Here is a 19,248-nt window from a genome sequence, read left to right as displayed (position 1 = left end):
TAGCAAGTTAAAGATTTTTTACATTATTCCAAATTTTAGGAATCAAATAATCCTTATGTAAATCATTTTTCTTAGATTAAGCGCAAAATAATAGCCGTTAACATGAACCACAAACTAAAAGCTACCGGACAAAAAGAAGCGATCTTTAATAATGAAGTCGTTTCCAGATTCGAATTGTATAATAGTTTATTCCTAACCCTGCCCTTTTATAAGGTCAAAGATACAGGAACATTATTGCCACTTTTTATCAAACATTGCGAAGAAGGTGTAAAGGCCCGTGAGACCTCAGGACAAATTATAAGCACATTTTTTGAGAAATATGCCCAGGATTATAGCGATAAGGATGTCATAGATTTACTTTTCCGCTTTATCCAATATATTGAACGCCAGGTAGTGCTCTTTGATGCAGTGGAGGATGCTTCCTTCAATAAGCTGAACACCATGGATGACCAAAGTTCGCTTCACTCCTATCTTTCTAAAGGGGTAGATAATGAAGAACTGGGGATTAAAATCAAGGACCTGATCGCTGATTTTTCTTTACGTTTGGTTTTAACTGCTCACCCTACGCAGTTTTATCCCGGCAGTGTGCTTTCTATCATCACAGACCTTACTGCTGCGTTAAAAACAAACGACATCACCAGTATCAATGAGCTTTTACAGCAATTAGGAAAGACGCCTTTCTTCAATAAGAAATCACCAACCCCGGTTGATGAAGCGCTGAGCCTTGCCTGGTACCTGGAGAATGTATTTTATTTTGCTGCTGCACAAATTCAGGCAGAGGTAGACCAGAACTTAAATGAGTTTGAGCTGGAGTCAAAAAAGATTATCGAACTGGGCTTCTGGCCGGGTGGCGACAGAGATGGTAATCCGAATGTGCATACAGAGGACACCATACAGGTTGCAAAAATGCTGCGCCAGATTTTGTTCCGTTGTTATTACCGCGATTTTAGAAATATTAAGCGCCGCATTACCTTCAGGGGTGTAGAAGACACCATTGCTGTTGTTCAGGATGTGCTTTACAAAAATGCCTTCGATACCAATTCGAAACCTGAATATATTGCCGATACCTTGATTGAAAATTTAAACGAGATCAAAAATACGTTGCTGGCCGATCATGATGGTCTTTTTGCAGACCTGGTAGACGACCTGATCCGAAAAGTTAATTTATTTGGCTGTCACTTCGCCTCCTTAGACATCAGACAGGACAGTCGTGTGTTACGGGATGTGCATGCTTTCTGCCGTCAAAGTAAACCCATCATTTCCCTGTTCCCTGATGAATATGATAGCCTGCCAGAGGAAGAGAAAATTAAGCTTCTATCTTTTAAAAGCGCAAAGGTAATTTACCCAGAGCAAGCTGATCAGCTGATCAACGATACCCTGCAGACCATTGCCGAAGTAAAAGGGATACAACGATCGAACGGAGAACTTGCCTGCCACCGTTTTATCATTAGTAATTGTCAGCAGGCAAGCGATATCCTTCAGTTGATGGAGCTGTTTCTATGGAATGGCTGGGAAGAAGATGATTTAACGATCGACTTTGTACCGCTGTTTGAGACCGTAAATGACCTTGAAGGTGCTGATGAAATCATGAGGACGCTGTATAACCATCCGTTTTACAAGAAACACCTCGCAAATAGAGGCAACAAGCAGGACATCATGCTGGGTTTCTCTGACAGCACCAAGGATGGCGGTTATTTAATGGCCAACTGGTCAATTTTTAACGCTAAAGTAGCCTTAACAAGTGTAGCCGATGAACATCACATCCGTCTTGCGTTTTTTGATGGCCGTGGCGGCCCCCCAGCTCGAGGCGGTGGTAAAACGCATCGTTTCTATGCTTCCATGGGTAAAGAAATTGCCAATGAAAATATACAACTGACCATTCAGGGTCAAACCATCAGTTCACAATATGGCTCTATTGATAGTGCCGAATTTAATATGGCGCAGCTGATTAATGCAGGTATTACCGCAGGGATCCGCGAAAAGCATAATGTGCTCCTGGATCCTGTGAACAAAGAGTTAATGGATGCCATGGCCAGCGACAGCTACGAGACTTTCCTTGCCCTGCGCAAGCACCCGCTCTTTTTAAGTTACCTGGAGAAATTCTCGCCGCTTACACTGCTATCGAAGATTAACATCAGCAGCAGGCCGGTGAAACGTAATTCAGGACAACGTCTGAAACTGGAAGACCTGCGAGCAATTAGCTTTGTGACTTCCTGGGGGCAGCTGAAACAGAATATTCCCGGATTTTACGGCGTAGGTACCGCATTAAAAAGACAGGAAGAAAAAGGCAACTGGGAAAATGTGCAGAAAACCTACCATAAGTCGGGTTATTTTAAAACCATTATTGACAACTGTATGATGTCAATGAGCAAATCAGACTTTTCCATCACCGCACATTTTATAAATGACCAGGAGTTTGGTGCTTTCTGGAAAATGCTGAATGATGAGTATGAGCTTTCTAAAGCGATGTTATTGAAACTTTCAGATCAATCGGCGTTAATGGAAAACTATCCCGTTGAACGCAGGTCAATTGCCGTGAGGGAGAAGATCATCCTGCCATTGGTACTTATCCAGCATTACGCGCTTAAAAACCTGCAAACAGCATCAGCTGAAGAGCAGCAAGCCTATGAAAAACTGGCTATCCGCACAGTTTACGGAATTGTTAATGCAGGGCGGAACTCTGCATAAGGTCCCGAAAATAAAAAAACTAAATAAAAAAACGATACTTACACCATGTAAGTATCGTTTTTTTTTATGCAGATGTCCTGAACCTTTTCTTAGTAAAGAACTTTACCTGCTGAAGTAACAATCGATGCAATTCTTACCGCATCAAATACGCGCTCTTCTGTTGCACCCAATGCTAAAAGTGATTTCTCATGTGCATTAACACACATCTCACAACCGTTAACGGCGGAAACGGCGGTACTCATTAACTCAAAGAACTCTTTTCCGGTTACCGGGCTGCTCATCAATTGCATGCGCACACGGGCAGGAATTGTTGTATATTTTTCTTTTCCTGTGAAGTGACGGAAACGATAAAACACATTATTTAAGGCTAATAAAGATGCACAACCAACTGCTTCTGCAATTTCTTCTGCTGTAGCCTCTTTTTTCAGCGCCAGGCTTTCATAAAAGTCAGTTAATACTTTGTTGCTGTTGTTCACCGCAATACTTAAAGCCAGCAAAGCACATTCTTTTTCTGTTAAGTGTGCAGAGGTAAAAGTACTGGTAAAGTTTAATTTCAAATCGCGAACATATCTCGAGTTTCCTTTTTCTAATAGGGTTAAACTCTCATTTCTATAGGCAGTATCAAGGCCTGCAATAGTTAATAGTTCTTGTATATTTTCTGTTATTTCACTCATGTTATTTAAATTTTAGGGAATAAAAAATCCCTGCAAAAATGCATTTCGCAGGGATTAGAATTAAAACGGGAAATTAAACGGTTAACGTTTCCTGACCTTTTTCCCAGTTACATGGGCAAAGCTCATCTGTCTGTAAAGCATCAAGAATTCTAATTACTTCGTTTACATTACGGCCAACGCTTAAATCGTTAACGCTTACCCAACGTACAATTCCCTGAGGATCTATAATGAAGGTTGCACGGTAAGCAACTTTCTCATTTGGTTCTAAAATATCTAAAGCTTCAGCTAATGACTTAGATGTGTCAGCAAGCATTGGAAATTTCAAACCACGTAAATCGTCGTGGTTGTTTCTCCATGCCAGGTGAACCCATTCTGAATCTGTTGAAGCACCAATTAATGTAGTGTCACGATCACGGAATTCGCCATAATGCTTATTGAATTCTGCAATCTCAGTAGGACAAACGAAAGTAAAATCTTTTGGCCACCAGAACATACAGGTCCACTGGTTGTTTTCATTAACTAATGAATCTGAAGATAGTGTTTCAAATTCTTTTCCTTTTTCTAAACTTACTACTGCTGTTTTCGTGAATGATGGGAATTGTTGACCTATGTTTATCATAATTTTTATTTAATTTTCTTTCCACAAAGATACAGGTATCTGTCTTGAAACGCAACCCCGGAATGCTAATAAAGGATACTTAATCTCGATACCCATATAGACAAAAACTATATACCTAGCCTACCCTTATAGACGTCATGGTTAACGAGCCACCCACGGTTTTATCATTAAATACAACGCTCTCTTCATGATCACCCTGTAAGCCCAATGTGTAAAGCATAGGAAGATAATGTTCCGGTGTTGGAATAGCCAGTCGGGCCGCTGAGCCTAAGTTTTGATAATTGATTAAAGGCTGGTGTTCATGGTTGAGGATCAGGTTTTTAAATTGCTCATTGATCTCCTGCGCCCAGTCATAACTGCCACCCTGCATCATATCCCAGCGCACCATGCGCAGGTTGTGCACCATGTTTCCGCTGCCTATAATCAACACCCCTTTTCTTCGCAAAGCATATAACTCTCTTGCAAGGTCATAGTGTTCCCGAGGAGATTTGGTGTAATCCATACTCAACTGTAATACCGGAATATTTGCCAAAGGATACATGTGCCTCACCACTGTCCAGGCACCGTGATCTAAACCCCATTCATGATCCAGGTGGATGTCTGTGTTTCTGCTTAATCCAGCCGTTAGGGCTGCCAATTCCGGATTGCCGGGTGCAGGATATTTCACATCAAACAATTCTTGTGGAAAGCCCCCAAAATCATGTATGGTAGACGGAAAATCCATCGCCGTTACAAAGGTACCTTTGGTAAACCAATGTGCCGATACCACAATGACAGCCTTAGGTTCAGGAATATCCTTCACCTGCGCCGCCCATTCCCTGCTGAACTCATTATCTTCTATCCCATTCATCGGAGAGCCGTGGCCGATAAAAAGGACCGGCATCAATTGCTCCTGAACAGGCAGGGTAGCCGACATGGTTTTTATTGCTGATAAATCTGACATTAAGATAAATTTAATTTATACAAAGGTACACCGTAGGTACCAGGGCTGCATTGACATAGGATAACTAATGACCTTAATTTTAAGGCATTGAAAACATTATGAGCTTGCAGGTATATGAATATCTTAATGAAAGAGGTTGTGCTTAATACTGAATTTTGAAAAATAGGCCGGGCATGAGATACTCCATGAATTTTCCGATAACGGGTGTAAAAAATGAGGCAACACTGAAGCGCTCATCGGCATCTTTCTTAGCCGCAGTTTCCTGCCCATCGGCGCATTTAGCTTCTGCTGTAGTGCTTTTTTGACGGGTATCTTTTTTAGCCAGGAGTTGGTTGTTTGCAGGTTTGTAAGTATTACAATCGGCTTTTTGGGTAAAGTGGACAGATGAAAGTTCATTACTGCAAAAATGCAGGTTAAGGGCTACCCCTGTTACGCTAAGCAGGTAAAAGAAACCTAAACCTATAGCTATTTTATTACGCGTTTTCATCAGTATATAGGTTGTTTTGAATGACTGTACCAAAATTAAGAATTTTAATTAAAAAAACACAATACATTTTGTATGTTGAGATTAATTAAATTTGTTTCCATGAAATATCTACTCACCTGCTTACTTTCCTTTATTTTCATCACGACCATCGCTAAAAAACCGCAGCATCAATACGTCAGAATTACCACCAGCGCGGGTGAATGTGTGATCAAGCTTTACAATGAAACCCCTTTACACCGCGATAACTTTGTTAAACTATCTAAACAGGGCTTTTATAACGGCACTATATTTCACCGTGTCATTAAAAGTTTCATGATCCAGGGCGGAGATCCGGATTCAAAAAACGCAGAAAGCGGAAAGGAACTTGGTGAAGGCGATGTCGGTTATACCATTCCTGCGGAATTTAACGACAGTATCTTCCATAAAAAAGGCGTACTGGCCGCTGCCCGGGATGACAATCCACTTAAAGCCTCCAGCGGCTGCCAGTTTTACCTCGTACAAGGCAAGGTTTTGACCGATGCGCAGCTGGATGCACTGGAAACCAATCGCCTTCATTTTAAAATTCCTGCAGCACATCGTGAGGTATACAAAACCATTGGTGGCACACCACACCTGGACAGAAATTATACGGCTTATGGTGAGGTAATCAAAGGCATGGAGGTGATCGATAAAATTGCAGCTATGGAAACCGGGCCGCGTGACCGCCCTGTTACTGATGTAAAAATGGTGGTAACCGTCCTAAAAAAAAGAGAAGCTAAAAAATTAGAAAAAACGCTTGCAAAACAAGCTAAAAACGACAAACTGACTAAAGCATGAAGATCATATCTTACAATATCAATGGTATCCGCGCAGCGGTAACTAAAAACTTCCTGGAATGGCTTAACGGGGTTAACCCTGACCTGGTTTGTTTACAGGAAGTAAAGGCAATGCCTTCTCAGATCCCTGACATCATTAATGTGATTGAGCAGCTCGGCTACCAGCATTTTTGGTTCCCTGCAGAAAAAAAAGGTTATAGTGGGGTGGCCATTTTTAGTAAAGTTAAACCAAACCATGTTGAATATGGCTGTGGCGAAGAATGGATAGACAAGGAAGGTAGAATCATAAGGGTTGATTTCGATGATTTTTCCCTGATGAGCCTTTACATGCCTTCAGGCTCCAGCGGTGATGAAAGGCAAGTGAAAAAGTATGAGTTCATGAAGTTTTTTGATGGTTATGTGGATGAACTCCGCAAGGAAAGGCCTCATTTAATCATCTCCGGAGATTATAACATTTGCCATACGGCCATGGATATCCATAACCCAAAATCTAATGCTAATTCCTCAGGTTTTTTACCTGAAGAACGTGAATGGATGGAGCTCTTTCTTAACAATGGTTTCATTGATACCTTCAGGCATTTTAACAAAGATCCGCACCATTATACCTGGTGGAGTTTCCGTGCAAATTCAAGAGCCAAGAACCTGGGCTGGCGTATTGATTACCAGCTTGCCACAAAACCTATGCTCGACAGGCTTAAAACGGTGACTATTTTACCTGATGCTGTGCACTCCGACCATTGTCCGGTTTTACTTGAATTAAGCGTTTAACTATGCCTGCATTACTCCTGACAGAAATTGGCTTACTGGCCGGCACCCATCCTGCCGATGTAACCTTATTACGTGGCCAGGAGTTGTCGCAGCTTCCGGTTTTGAAAAACGCCTGGCTGCTTTGTGAAGACGGCCTGATCAAGGACTTCGGCTTGATGACAGCGCTTCCTGAAGACCTACCGAATTCGCTGGAGGTGATTTCTGCTCGTGGCGGCTCCGTATTTCCATCCTGGTGTGATTCACATACACACCTGGTCTTTGCTAAATCCCGGGAAGAGGAGTTTGTGATGAAAATTCAAGGGAAAAGTTACGAGGAAATTGCTGCTGCAGGGGGCGGCATTTTAAATTCCGCACGGAGCCTGCAGCAAGCTACAGAAACGGAGTTGTTCGATAGCGCCCTGGTCCGCCTGGAAGATGTTATTCAACAAGGAACCGGCGCAATAGAGATTAAAAGTGGATATGGTCTGACCACAGCAAGTGAATTAAAAATGCTAAGGGTGATCCGCAGACTTAAAGAATCTTCACCTATACCCGTTAAAGCGAGTTTCTTAGCGGCACATGCTTATCCTCAGGAATATAAAAATGATCATGAAAAATACATTAACCTGATCATTCACGACATGTTGCCAAAGGTGGCTGGTGAAGGCCTTGCTGATTATATAGATGTCTTCTGTGAACAAGGTTTTTTCTCTGTGTCAGAAACAGATCGGATTTTAAGTGCTGCGGCCATCTATAACCTGAGGCCAAAAATACACGCTAACCAGCTCTCCGTTTCCGGCGGTGTGGAAATCGGTGTTCAACACCATGCGCTAAGCGTAGACCACCTTGAAGCGACCGATAATGCCACTATTGAATGTTTAAAAGGCGGGAACACCATCGCTACCTTATTGCCTTCCTGCTCTTTTTACCTGAACATGCCTTTCGCCAATGCGAGGGGATTAATTGATGCAAATGTACCTGTTGCGCTTGCTTCAGATTATAATCCAGGGTCATCGCCCTCGGGGAACATGAACTTTGTGGTCTCCCTGGCCTGCATCAAACTAAAAATGCTACCCGAAGAGGCCATCAATGCCGCTACCTTAAATGGTGCCGCAGCCATGGAACTCGGCGCTACCCTGGGCAGCATCACCAAGGGCAAAAGAGCCAACTTTTTTGTTACCCGGCCCGGCACCGCTTCACTGGCTTTCCTGCCCTATAGCTTTGGTCAGCCGCAAATGGAAAAGATGATCATCAACGGTAAAATATATTAAATTAGGCTATTGTATTGACATGGAAGGATTTAAACTGTATACCCATACGGAGTTATTGGCCATCACCAATATCAGGGACGGAGAGATAAAAATCGGTCAGAAGATGCAGACCGTTACTTCACTGGAAGAAATTGCCCACAGCAATGCTCAGTTTGTAGTTTTAGGCATTCCCGAAGATTACGGTGTACGCGCAAACCATGGTATTGCAGGCACAGCAGGCACCTGGGAGCCTTTTTTAAAAACCCTGGTCAACGTTCAGAGTACGGGGTTTTTAACAGGTCAGGAGATCCTTTTGCTTGGTCATTTCGAATTTGACCCGCCACAGGAGGATAGCCTTGCAGCTTTGAGCGCTAAAGTTGACGCAATAGACGACCTGGTGTATCCTGTAATCCGCAGCATCATTGCAGCTGGAAAGGTGCCGGTTGTTATTGGCGGAGGCCATAACAATGCCTATCCCATTATCAAGGGTTTTTCATTAGCCAAAGGCAAAGCTGTGGATGTGATTAACATTGATGCACATGCTGACTTAAGAAGCACGGGCTCCCGCCATAGCGGCAATGCCTTCAGTTATGCCATTAAAGATGGCTATCTGGAAAATTACGGTATTTATGGCTTGCAGGAAAACTACAATAATGCGGCGGTGCTCAGGAAAATTGAAAGCAGCGATAACATCAGCTACATTTATTTTGATGAACTCGTCAAAACCAGCGATCATACGGACGTTTGGGCTGATTTCAATAAGTCTTTCGACTACCGTATGGGCCTGGAGATTGACCTTGATTCCATAGAAAATATGTTGTCAAGTGCGGCTACGCCTTCAGGCTTTACGCTGAACGACGTTCGCAAGATGGTGATGACCACGAAAAAGAAATTGTCGTACTTGCACCTTGCAGAGGGAGCTGTGGCATTAAGTGATGGCCGTACCGATCAAAGTACCGCAAAAGCCCTTGTTTACCTGGCTACAGACTTTATTAAAGCTCAGTCAAATTCATAAATTTTATCTGGGGTAAGGCAAAGGTCCATCCTTACATCATGCACATCTGTGTCGGTTATTTCAGCGAGGGGAGGAAACAGTGACAATCCGACTTTCTTCGTGCTGATGCCTTGAAGGAAGCGGTCATAAAAGCCTTTGCCATAGCCGACCCGGTAGCCATGCTGGTCGAATGCCAGCAAAGGGATCAATACCATATCAATGTCGCCTTGGTGCGCATGCTCGTTTTGAGGCTCCATGATGTCGAAAATATTCTTCTCCAGGCCTTTGCTATCGGTATAGACATGATGGGTCATTAGCGCCGTGTTAAAGTCGGCCCTGGGTACCAGTATTTTAATAGCAGGATGGTGGAGCTGCAGCCAGTCGATCATAAGATACGTGTCGGGTTCTTTTTTCTTTTCAATGGGAAGGAAAAGGTGAATGACGTTGACCGTGCTCAGGTCAAGCCGGGAGAACTGAGTCAACAGCTGCTGGCTGAGTTCCTGTAGTTGAAGGGGACTTAAAGCATTTCTGCGTTGCATGGCTGCTTTTCTGATTTCTGCTTTGTTCATTTACAAACAAAGATAAAAAAAGATGGCTTCGGGAACCACTCCGAAGCCACAATCAACCTAAACCTAAAACTAAACTATGAAAATTCTTACTTAACTCTTTCTATATAGTCGCCTGTACGTGTATCAACTTTAACCTTATCGCCCTGGTTGATAAATATCGGCACCTTTATTTCTACTCCGGTTTCTACTGTAGCATATTTCAATGCACTGGTAGAAGTGTCGCCTTTTACGGCTGGCTCCGTGTAGGTAATTTCTAATTCAACATGTGGTGGCGCCTGTGCCATAATGGGCTCATCACTTTCAAACGCGATGATCACATTCATTCCTTCTTTTATGAAGCGTAAAGACTCTCCAAACAATTGTTTTGGAATGTTAAACTGCTCAAAAGAGGTGTTATCCATCACCACTAAAAAATCGGCTTCTTCATACAGGTACTGGTAATCGTTAGTTTCAACTCTGCAGATCGTAACTTCTTCGTCTGTTCTGAATCTGTACTCAACCAATTTGCTGGACTTGATATTTCTCATCCTTGCCTGGTAGAAAGCCCTCAGGTTGCCGGGCGTACGATGTAGGAACTCTTCTACTTGTACTAATTCTCCGTTAAACCGAAGGATATTACCACTTTTTACTTCTGATGCTTTTGCCATTTTTATTTGAAATTGAGTCCGTCTCTCCGACCCTATTTCGTGCCGCAAAGGTAAAGACAATTAATTGATTCTACAATAGTAAATAAAAAAAATATTTGTAAGGCTATATTTCCCCGGATTCTTGACATTTCAATTAGAAAAGTCAGCGAAGGCTCCCCCTATTTATAATCGGTGACCTGTATTAAATGTTCACAAAAACCGTACTCCGCTTCCTGGTTTGAACAGACCAGGACTAAGCGGTTTTCAGTAAATTCATGAATAAGGTCTTTGTACCATTTCATGCCCTGAAGATCCAGATTTGAAGTGGGTTCATCCAGCATAAGAATGGGCGTATCTGAACAACAAGCGAGCGCAAGTTTAGTTCGCTGTTTCATTCCGGAGGAGAAGTATTTTAATGCTTTATCCTGCGATTTGGCGAGGCCAAGGCGCTCCAAAACACGATCTGCATTCATGCCCTCATGAAAAGCTTTGAATTTAAAATGGAATTGTATGGTTTCCTGCAGGGTAAATTCCTCGATCAGATCAAGGTAAGGCGCTGCAAAACTAATGTATCTGTATAAGTCCTCGACAGGAATTACCTTGTCGTGGTGGTAAGAGATACTGCCTTCAGAAGGCGATAAATTACCCATGAGCATACTTAACAAGGTAGACTTTCCAGAGCCATTTGGCCCCAAAATGGCGTATTTACCCCCCGTTACAAACTGGTAGGTGATATCTCTGAAGATCCACTCCTGGTTGAAACGGCGGCCGGCACTCTTTAAGTCTATTGTCATTGTAATTTTAGCTTCCCGAGCCGTAACCTTTCATTACACCACGGTTGGAGTTACGGATAAAGTCAACAATTTCATCACGGATTTCTGTAGGCTGAAATTCTGCTTCAATAATATCCAAAGCCTTGGATATATTATTATGCCTAACAAAAAGCACCCTGTAAATCTCCTGGATTTCATTGATCTTTTCAGGAGAGAAACCTCTTCTTCTTAACCCAACAGAGTTAATCCCTGCATAAGAAAGCGGTTCTCTTGCGGCTTTTACATAGGGAGGGACATCTTTACGTACCAAAGAACCACCGGTAATGAAAGCGTGAGAACCTACTTTAACAAACTGATGAATAGCGACCAGTCCTGCCAGCACCACATAATCACCAATAGTGATATGGCCTGCCAGTGTGGTACTGTTTGAAAAGATACAGTAATCACCGACTTCACAATCGTGAGCCACATGTGTATAGGCTTGTAAGAGGCAATTGCTGCCAATAACGGTTTTCCATCTATCCTTCGTACCCCTATTGATGGTAACACATTCCCTGATGGTTGTATTGTCGCCAATTTCTGCAGTAGTTTTTTCGCCTGCAAACTTTAAATCCTGTGGAATACCTGAAATCACTGACCCAGGAAAAATGCGGCAATTCTTGCCAATACGGGCACCATCCATGATCACTACATTAGATCCAATCCAGGTGCCTTCTCCAATTTCTACATCTTTATGTATAACTGCGAAAGGTTCTATTACTACGTTGTCTGCAATTTTGGCCTCGGGGTGTATATATGCTAAGGGTTGAATCATAAGGTGCGTTCGCTATCTTTTACTCTTGAAATCTGGGCCATCATTTCTGCTTCCACCACTATCTTTTCACCAACCATGCCCACGCCTTTCATTTGAGCAATCCCCCTTCTGATTGGTTCAACTAGATCGCACCGAAAAACGATGGTATCTCCAGGTAACACTTGGGCACGGAATCGTACATTATCTATTTTAAGGAAATAAGTAAGGTAATTTCTTGGATCAGGGACTGTGCTTAACACTAATACACCTCCAGTTTGTGCCATGGCTTCAATCTGGATCACTCCAGGTAAAACCGGTGCACCCGGAAAATGTCCTCTGAAAAACTCTTCATTCATGGTCACATTCTTCACACCAACTACATAGGTTTTGGTTAATTCAAGAATCTTATCAATGAACAAAAAAGGTTGTCTGTGTGGTAAAATATCCATGATCTGCATCACATCATATAGAGGTTTTGCCGCTGGATCGTAAATATGTTGTATTTTCTTGTTTTTCTCTTTTTTAATTGCCGCTTTGATCTTTTTAGCAAAAGCAATATTAGCCGCATGTCCGGGACGAGCCGCCATGATATGGCCTTTTAAGTGTACCCCTACCAGGGCAAGGTCACCAATCATATCCAAAAGCTTATGTCTGGCAGGCTCATTCTGGTAGCGCAACTCCATGTTATTGAGAATGCCTTGTGGGGCAACATCAATATCCTGACGCTTAAAGATGGTGGCAAGGTGATCGAGCTCCTCACGCGTCACTTCCTTATCCACAATTACGATGGCATTATTTAAATCGCCACCTTTAATGAGGTTGTTTTTTAACTGGTACTCCAGTTCATGCAGGAAGCAAAATGTACGGCAGGAAGCAATTTCCTTTTTAAACTCAGCAATACTGGTAATACCTGCGTGCTGACTGCCCAACACAGGCGAATTATAATCTATCATACAGGTAAACCTGTAATCATCTAAAGGCATTGCTACGATCTCAACCTTTCTGTCAGTTTCGGTATAAGTAATGTTATGCGGGATCTGAAAATATTCACGGTCAACATCCTGAGAAACCAGGCCCGCACTTTCAAGCGCTTCTACAAAGAGGATGGCACTGCCATCCATAATAGGCGTTTCCGGTCCGTCAACCTTCATTAAAACGTTATCCAGGTCCATCCCTACCAAGGAGGCCATCACATGCTCAACCGTGCTCACGCTGGCGCCATTTTGAGTGATGGTCGTGCCACGGGCCGTATCGGTTACATTATCACAATCTGCATCCACTATCGGTTGGCCCGGCAGATCAGTTCGTTGAAATTTAAACCCGTGATTCTCCGGAGCAGGACAAAAAGTTAAGGTCACATTAGCACCGGTGTGTAAACCGACACCACTTACTGAGACTTCCGCTTTTATGGTTTTTTGTTTAACGTTCATTTTTCCTTGTATGCTACTTAGTTCTATTAATTAGAGTTAATTCTTTAATTGCCGCTTCAAGTTTAGCAATCCGCTGTTCCACATGAGGGAGCTGCTTAAAAATGACCGATGCCCGCATCCAGTTTCTTAAAGGCTGGGCCGGACTACCATGCCATTGTTTATATTCTTCAGTAATATTAAAATTTAAGCCGGCCTGAGCACCAATCTGTGTGCCTTTGGCTAAAGTTAAATGCCCGGCGATACCCACTTGTCCGCCAATAATAGAATTTCCACCCAACTTAGTACTGCCAGAAATTCCGGATTGTGCTGCCACAACCGTATGTGAACCTACATCCACATTATGGGCGATCTGAATCAGGTTATCCAGCTTTACGCCTTTACGGATAAAAGTCGAGCCCATGGTAGCGCGGTCAATAGAAGTATTTGACCCTATTTCTACATCATCCTCTATGACTACATTTCCTATCTGTGCAATTTTTGTATAAGTACCATCGGTCTGCGGGGCAAAGCCAAAGCCATCACTACCGACTACCGTATTGGAGTGTATGGTGATGCGGTCACCCAAAACCGACCCGTTGTAAAGCTTAACACCGGGATGAATCACACAGTCGTTTCCGATGCGCGAATGGTCTCCGATAAAAACCTGGGGGAATATTTTGCAATTATCACCGATCTCTACAAATTCAGCAATATAACTGAAAGCTGCGATGTAAACGTTTTTACCAATTTTCGCTGTAGGGTGAATAAAGCTGGGTTGCTCAACGCCCGTACGATTGGCGCTTTGTCTCATGATCTCCTGGTATTTCTCCAGCAAAATAGAAAACGCGCTGTATGGATCTTTAACTTTAATTAAAGTACATTTAACCTTTTGTGATGGAACGAAATCTATGCCTACTATGACGACAGAGGCGTTAGTAGAGTATAAATAGTTTTCATATTTGGGGTTGGATAAAAAACAAAGGGAACCCGGTTTGCCGTCTTCTATTTTAGAAAGCTCCGCCACATGAACGTTTTCATCACCCACAACGGTTCCACTTAATAATTCGCTTATCTGCTTGGCAGTAAATTGCATTTTACAAAGGTAAATGTTAAATTGACATGAACAAATAAACCCTTTACGGGTTATCTTATAAATTTCTTTCGAATATACATCAGCTAAAAACGGAATAAAAATAGAATTCTTTTGTTAAAAAACGCTAAATTATTCTTGGATAGCACAGTATATGTTTTTTTACGGTCTTATCTAAGGACTCCAGGTTGGATAAATCGGATGCCTTGGCTATATCAATTAGATTATTATTTTTTAATAATATATTAATATTACCGCTCCCGGCATTATAAGCGCGGTTCCTGATAACGTCTTTAAAAACAAAATAACGTGCTTCTTTTAAGCTGATTTGAAGCTTTGAAGCCACTTCTTCCTGAAGCAATTCCAACCGGCCTTCTTCTGGCGCATGATTTGTAATTTCTATTTTATACAAATTCCTGCCGGTTAACATCGTACATAAACGGGCTAGAATGCTATCCGGATGATCTTCCCAGACCTTAATTGAAGCAAAAATATCCTGGTCATCCAGCTTCATGAATTGTTTCAGGTGCAGTTCCTGCCCAAAAAACTCACCCTCACTGATGCGGTTTGATAAAAAATGCTGCAGCGCAGGTGTTGCAAAAAGCAATTCACCCTTTAAAGCCAGTTCCCTGGCACGTTCCAGGATCTTGACAAGCAGCTGCTCGCCTGCGATCACTGTTTTATGGAGGTAAACCTGCCAATACATCAGTCTCCTCGAAATCAGGAAGTTTTCTATGGAATAAATCCCTTTTTCTTCAATCACCAGGTGATCATCAACCACGTTAAACATTTTGATGATGCGGTCAAAACTGATGACACCCTCACTCACTCCAGTAAAAAAACTATCCCGGTTGAGGTAATCCATCCTGTCAAGATCCAGCTGACTAGAGATGAGCTGATGGAGGAACTTTTTTTGGTAGTCGCCTTTAAACACCGCAATTGCGGTACGCAGCTGGCCCCCAAATTCTATATTCAGCTTTTCCATGATAAAAATGGAAAGATCTTCGTGTTTGATGCCCTTTACAAGGGTATGTTCCAGGGCATGAGAAAAGGGTCCATGCCCAATGTCATGTAGCAAAATGGCTATAGTCGCCGCCTCTTCTTCCTCTTTTGTTACTTCATGACCTTTGCCCCGCAGCACTTCAATGGCCAGGCTCATTAAGTGCATGGCGCCAAGAGCGTGGTGAAAACGGGTATGTAAGGCACCCGGATAAACTAAATGTGTCATACCCAACTGCTTGATGTACCTGAGCCTTTGAAAATAAGGATGGGAAATCAGATCGAATACCAGCGGAAATGGTATATTTATAAAACCATATACCGGGTCATTTATTATTTTCTTTTTATTCAAAGCTGCTAAATAAATTATACGGTACAAAAATTGCTATTTTTATTTACAAATTTGAAAGATAATGCAGGAAACCAAAATTCTATGGGCCGATGATGAGATCAACTTATTAAAACCACATATATTATTATTAAATGAAAAAGGCTACCACGTTACCACCTTCACCAATGGCAATGATGCATTGGAAGCCTTTGGAAATGAACATTTTGATCTTGTTTTCCTAGACGAAAACATGCCTGGTCTAAGTGGGCTGGAAACACTTTCAGCCATTAAAAACATAAAAAGTGATGTACCTGTGGTGCTCATCACAAAAAGCGAGGAAGAAAACCTGATGGAAGATGCCATCGGTTCTAAAATAGATGACTACTTAATTAAGCCGGTTAATCCTAAACAGGTATTGCTGACTATCAAAAAAATCATAGATAACAAACGTCTGATCAGTGCTAAAACTTCGATGGCTTACCAGCAGGACTTCAGACGTCTTGGCATGACATTAAATGACAAGCTTAGTTATGAGGAATGGGTAGAAGTTTATAAAAAGCTGGTATTCTGGGAACTTGAACTTGAAAAACTCGACGATCCACAGATGCATGAAATACTCACCATGCAAAAGGCAGAAGCCAATATGCAGTTCTCTAAGTTTATTGAAGATAATTACCTGGGGTGGGTAAATGGCAAAGGTACAGCACCTTTACTTTCCAATAACCTTTTGAAAAAGAAAGTGTTCCCGCTGATCAATTCTACAACACCCGTATTCTTTATCTTAATTGATAACCTGCGCTACGATCAGTGGAAAATTATCAATCCCTTAATTACTGAACATTTCAGGCTGGAAGAGGAAGATACCTATTCGAGTATCCTGCCTACGGCAACTCAGTATGCAAGGAATTCTATTTTCTCCGGACTGATGCCATATGAAATGGAGAAGAAATTCCCGTCTATGTGGCAGAATGACGATGAAGAAGGGGGCAAAAACATGCACGAGGAGGCTTTTTTAGCGGATCAGATCAAACGCAGCCTTCGCAAAGATTGTAAATTCAGCTACAATAAGATCCTTACCTATGATGATGGCAAGGCCTTGAACGAGCAATTTAACAACCTCATGCAAAATGAGTTCAACGCTATCGTTTATAACTTCGTTGACATGCTTTCTCATGCGCGTACCGACATGCAGATGATCAGAGAGCTGGCCAATGACGATGCTGCCTACCGTTCCCTCACCCTCTCGTGGTTTGAACATTCGCCACTACTCGAGCTGATAAAAAAACTGAGTCAGAAACAGGTGAAATTAATCATCACCACCGATCATGGAACGATCAGGGTAAAAAGACCAAGTAAGGTAATCGGCGACAGAAACACCAATACCAATCTCCGCTATAAACAAGGCAGGAACCTTAATTTCAATGCCAAAGAGGTCCTGTTGATTAAAAACCCTCATGAGGCACAATTGCCTAAAATTAATATCAGTTCCAACTATATCTTTGCCAAGGAAGACAGGTATTTTGTTTATCAAAATAATTATAATCAATTTGTAAACTATTACAATGAAACCTTCCAGCACGGAGGAATTTCATTGGAGGAAATGATCATTCCCATTGCCACTTATAGTTCACGCTAGTTATTTAAAACCATGAACCTAGACATAAACGGCCTCCAGGATTTAGAGGGGGCCGCTCATCAACTTTTAGAATTTGCCGGCGATGACAAGGTCATCGTCTTCGAAGGCAGTATGGGTGCTGGAAAAACTACTTTTATCAAGGAAATCTGCCATGCCCTGGGTGTGGAGGATGTGGTTTCCAGTCCTACCTTCTCCATTGTAAATGAATACCTTAACAGGGAGCAACAGTCGCTGTACCACTTTGATTTTTACCGTATCAAAAATTTGCAGGAAGCATATGACATCGGCTATGAAGAGTATTTTTATTCTGATTGTATTTGCCTGATTGAATGGCCTGAAAAAATAGCTGAACTATTGCCTGACCAATACATAAAGGTAACGATTACACCTTTAGATGAAGCTCAGCGGCGAATCAGCTTCGTTAAAATTAAACCTTAGGTTATTCAAGTTAAGTTTATTATTGTTAAATTTAAGCGAAAAAAATTTATAAAATGTCTACAGGATTAAGAGAAGGAATGGCCACTATAGCTCAAAAAGGGTTACAACAACCTAAAGAGACTTTATCAGCGCTTCAACAGAAAAACAACAGTCTGTATATTGGTATTCCAAAAGAAATCTCTTTCCAGGAAAACAGAATCGCCCTCACGCCATTGTCCGTTGCCCTGCTGGTGAACAACGGCCATAAGGTGGTTATAGAGACAGGTGCCGGTGTTGGTGCTAATTTTTCCGACAGGGATTACAGCGAACAGGGGGCCATCATTACCTACCATAAAAAAGAAGTTTTTGACGCGGATATCATCGTTAAAATTGCCCCCCCTACACTGGGGGAAATAGCCATGATGCATAAAAACCAAACGCTTTTATCGGCGCTGCAAATGGGCAATTTAAATGAGGACTATATCAAGGCCTTGATGAATAAAAAAATTAACGCCTTATGCTTTGAACACCTCCGCGATGAAGGGAATGTACTCAGTGTAGTACGTGCCATGAGTGAAATTGTGGGGGCAACATCCATCCTGATCGCTGCAGAATACCTGAGTAACGTGACCGGCGGTAAAGGGTTGATGCTTGGTGGTTTTACAGGGGTGCCGCCCACAGAGATCGTCATCCTTGGTGCTGGCACCGTAGGTGAATATGCCGCGCGTACGGCCTTATCTCTTGGTGCATCAGTGAAGGTGTTTGACAGCTCTATTTACCGCCTCAGGCGTCTGCAAAACAATTTAGGCAGCAGGGTATTCACTTCAGTCATGCAGCCCATCGTGTTGGCCAAAGCCATTACTACTTGTGATGTGGTGATTGGTGCCATTCGCTCCAAGCACGGCAGAAGTCCATGCCTGGTGATGGAAGATACCGTAAGTCGCATGAAACCAGATTCTGTGGTTATTGATGTGAGCATCGACCAGGGTGGCTGTTTTGAAACTTCGGAAGTGACCAACCATACCAATCCTGTTTTCCGCAAATATGACGTGATCCATTATTGTGTCCCTAATATCGCCTCCAGGGTCCCGCGTACGGCCTCCTATGCACTAACCAATATCCTGACACCCATACTTATGGATATAGGTGATCTGGGTGGCTTAATGAATGTCGTTTGGAACCGCCCGGGCATTAGGGAAGCTCTGTATATTTACCAGGGTCATTTAACCAGTAAAGATCTGGCTAACACCTTTAATTTGCCCTTTAAAGACCTCGAACTGCTGGTGGTATCAAATCAATAAGTATTGGAGCTGTTAATCGAGTTAAAGCTGATTAATTAACGAAATATATACGCATAGCTTAATGAAACCATCATAAGCTTGCAGCTT

The 19,248-nt window shown here is 42.4% G+C and carries 19 protein-coding genes; 8 read left to right on the top strand and 11 right to left on the bottom strand.

Annotated elements, in window-relative coordinates:
* Positions 1-102 precede the first annotated feature (102 nt).
* Positions 103-2,688 carry a phosphoenolpyruvate carboxylase gene (locus tag WG905_RS08905; RefSeq protein WP_339591365.1) on the top strand — a complete coding sequence of 862 codons (2,586 nt, stop codon included), beginning with the start codon at positions 103-105 and terminating at the stop codon, positions 2,686-2,688.
* A gap of 89 nt (positions 2,689-2,777) precedes the next feature.
* Here WG905_RS08905 and WG905_RS08900 read toward each other — a convergent pair whose 3' ends face one another.
* From WG905_RS08900 to WG905_RS08885, 4 genes are all read right to left on the bottom strand, one after another.
* Entirely contained in the window at positions 2,778-3,362 is a 585-nt protein-coding gene (locus WG905_RS08900) for a carboxymuconolactone decarboxylase family protein (RefSeq protein ID WP_339591364.1), read from the bottom strand.
* A 73-nt stretch (positions 3,363-3,435) separates the two neighbouring features.
* On the bottom strand, positions 3,436-3,981 hold the full coding sequence (locus tag WG905_RS08895; protein ID WP_339591363.1) for a peroxiredoxin: 546 nt from the start codon (positions 3,979-3,981) through the stop codon (positions 3,436-3,438).
* 115 nt (positions 3,982-4,096) lie between these two features.
* Positions 4,097-4,924: a 4,5-DOPA-extradiol-dioxygenase gene (gene ygiD / locus WG905_RS08890; protein WP_339591362.1), complete on the bottom strand. Its 828-nt coding sequence runs from the start codon at positions 4,922-4,924 to the stop codon at positions 4,097-4,099.
* Positions 4,925-5,066: 142 nt separating this feature from the next.
* The gene (locus WG905_RS08885) at positions 5,067-5,411 is read right to left on the bottom strand and encodes an HYC_CC_PP family protein (protein WP_339591361.1); all 345 of its coding nucleotides are present in this window, start codon (positions 5,409-5,411) and stop codon (positions 5,067-5,069) included.
* Between the two features lie 99 nt (positions 5,412-5,510).
* Between WG905_RS08885 and WG905_RS08880 the strand changes: the two genes are divergently transcribed.
* From WG905_RS08880 to WG905_RS08865, 4 genes are read left to right on the top strand one after another with little or no spacing between them, the layout of a single operon-like run.
* Positions 5,511-6,227: a peptidylprolyl isomerase gene (locus WG905_RS08880; protein WP_339591360.1), complete on the top strand. Its 717-nt coding sequence runs from the start codon at positions 5,511-5,513 to the stop codon at positions 6,225-6,227.
* Positions 6,224-6,994 (top strand): exodeoxyribonuclease III, encoded by a 771-nt coding sequence (locus WG905_RS08875; RefSeq protein WP_339591359.1) that lies wholly within the window; start codon positions 6,224-6,226, stop codon positions 6,992-6,994. The genes WG905_RS08880 and WG905_RS08875 overlap by 4 nt, the downstream gene beginning before the upstream one ends.
* 2 nt (positions 6,995-6,996) lie before the next feature.
* Positions 6,997-8,244 (top strand): imidazolonepropionase, encoded by a 1,248-nt coding sequence (hutI, locus tag WG905_RS08870; RefSeq protein WP_339591358.1) that lies wholly within the window; start codon positions 6,997-6,999, stop codon positions 8,242-8,244.
* A gap of 19 nt (positions 8,245-8,263) precedes the next feature.
* On the top strand, positions 8,264-9,238 hold the full coding sequence (locus WG905_RS08865) for a formimidoylglutamase (RefSeq protein ID WP_339591357.1): 975 nt from the start codon (positions 8,264-8,266) through the stop codon (positions 9,236-9,238).
* Here WG905_RS08865 and WG905_RS08860 read toward each other — a convergent pair.
* The 7 genes from WG905_RS08860 to WG905_RS08830 form a co-directional block, all read right to left on the bottom strand.
* Positions 9,223-9,786 (bottom strand): 5-formyltetrahydrofolate cyclo-ligase, encoded by a 564-nt coding sequence (locus WG905_RS08860; RefSeq protein WP_339591356.1) that lies wholly within the window; start codon positions 9,784-9,786, stop codon positions 9,223-9,225. The two genes, WG905_RS08865 and WG905_RS08860, sit on opposite strands and share 16 nt — an antisense overlap.
* An 86-nt stretch (positions 9,787-9,872) precedes the next feature.
* Positions 9,873-10,433 (bottom strand): elongation factor P, encoded by a 561-nt coding sequence (gene efp / locus WG905_RS08855; protein WP_339591355.1) that lies wholly within the window; start codon positions 10,431-10,433, stop codon positions 9,873-9,875.
* Positions 10,434-10,591: 158 nt separating this feature from the next.
* Positions 10,592-11,206, bottom strand: a complete 615-nt coding sequence (locus tag WG905_RS08850) for an ABC transporter ATP-binding protein (protein ID WP_339591354.1) — start codon at positions 11,204-11,206, stop codon at positions 10,592-10,594.
* Positions 11,207-11,213: 7 nt separating this feature from the next.
* On the bottom strand, positions 11,214-11,999 hold the full coding sequence (gene lpxA, locus WG905_RS08845; RefSeq protein ID WP_339591353.1) for an acyl-ACP--UDP-N-acetylglucosamine O-acyltransferase: 786 nt from the start codon (positions 11,997-11,999) through the stop codon (positions 11,214-11,216).
* Positions 11,996-13,408, bottom strand: coding sequence for a bifunctional UDP-3-O-[3-hydroxymyristoyl] N-acetylglucosamine deacetylase/3-hydroxyacyl-ACP dehydratase (locus WG905_RS08840; protein WP_339591352.1), 1,413 nt, complete (start codon positions 13,406-13,408; stop codon positions 11,996-11,998). Before WG905_RS08840 ends, lpxA begins: the two co-directional genes overlap by 4 nt.
* A gap of 13 nt (positions 13,409-13,421) precedes the next feature.
* Positions 13,422-14,480: a UDP-3-O-(3-hydroxymyristoyl)glucosamine N-acyltransferase gene (lpxD, locus tag WG905_RS08835; RefSeq protein ID WP_339591351.1), complete on the bottom strand. Its 1,059-nt coding sequence runs from the start codon at positions 14,478-14,480 to the stop codon at positions 13,422-13,424.
* A 124-nt stretch (positions 14,481-14,604) separates the two neighbouring features.
* Positions 14,605-15,828, bottom strand: coding sequence for an HD domain-containing protein (locus WG905_RS08830; protein WP_339591350.1), 1,224 nt, complete (start codon positions 15,826-15,828; stop codon positions 14,605-14,607).
* A gap of 61 nt (positions 15,829-15,889) precedes the next feature.
* Between WG905_RS08830 and porX the strand changes: the two genes are divergently transcribed.
* The 3 genes from porX to WG905_RS08815 are packed head-to-tail and all read left to right on the top strand — an operon-like array spanning position 15,890 to position 19,161.
* Entirely contained in the window at positions 15,890-17,443 is a 1,554-nt protein-coding gene (gene porX, locus WG905_RS08825) for a T9SS response regulator signal transducer PorX (RefSeq protein ID WP_339591349.1), read from the top strand.
* A gap of 12 nt (positions 17,444-17,455) precedes the next feature.
* Complete coding sequence (gene tsaE / locus WG905_RS08820; protein ID WP_339591348.1) at positions 17,456-17,881, top strand: tRNA (adenosine(37)-N6)-threonylcarbamoyltransferase complex ATPase subunit type 1 TsaE; 426 nt, start codon at positions 17,456-17,458, stop codon at positions 17,879-17,881.
* Between the two features lie 53 nt (positions 17,882-17,934).
* Entirely contained in the window at positions 17,935-19,161 is a 1,227-nt protein-coding gene (locus WG905_RS08815; RefSeq protein ID WP_339591347.1) for an alanine dehydrogenase, read from the top strand.
* Positions 19,162-19,248 lie beyond the last annotated feature (87 nt).

Origin of the sequence: Pedobacter immunditicola, assembly GCF_037482985.1 — a bacterium.
GTDB lineage: Bacteria > Bacteroidota > Bacteroidia > Sphingobacteriales > Sphingobacteriaceae > Pedobacter > Pedobacter immunditicola.
Note: the sequence above shows the minus strand (reverse complement) of the source record. Positions and strands in the feature narration are given on the sequence as shown.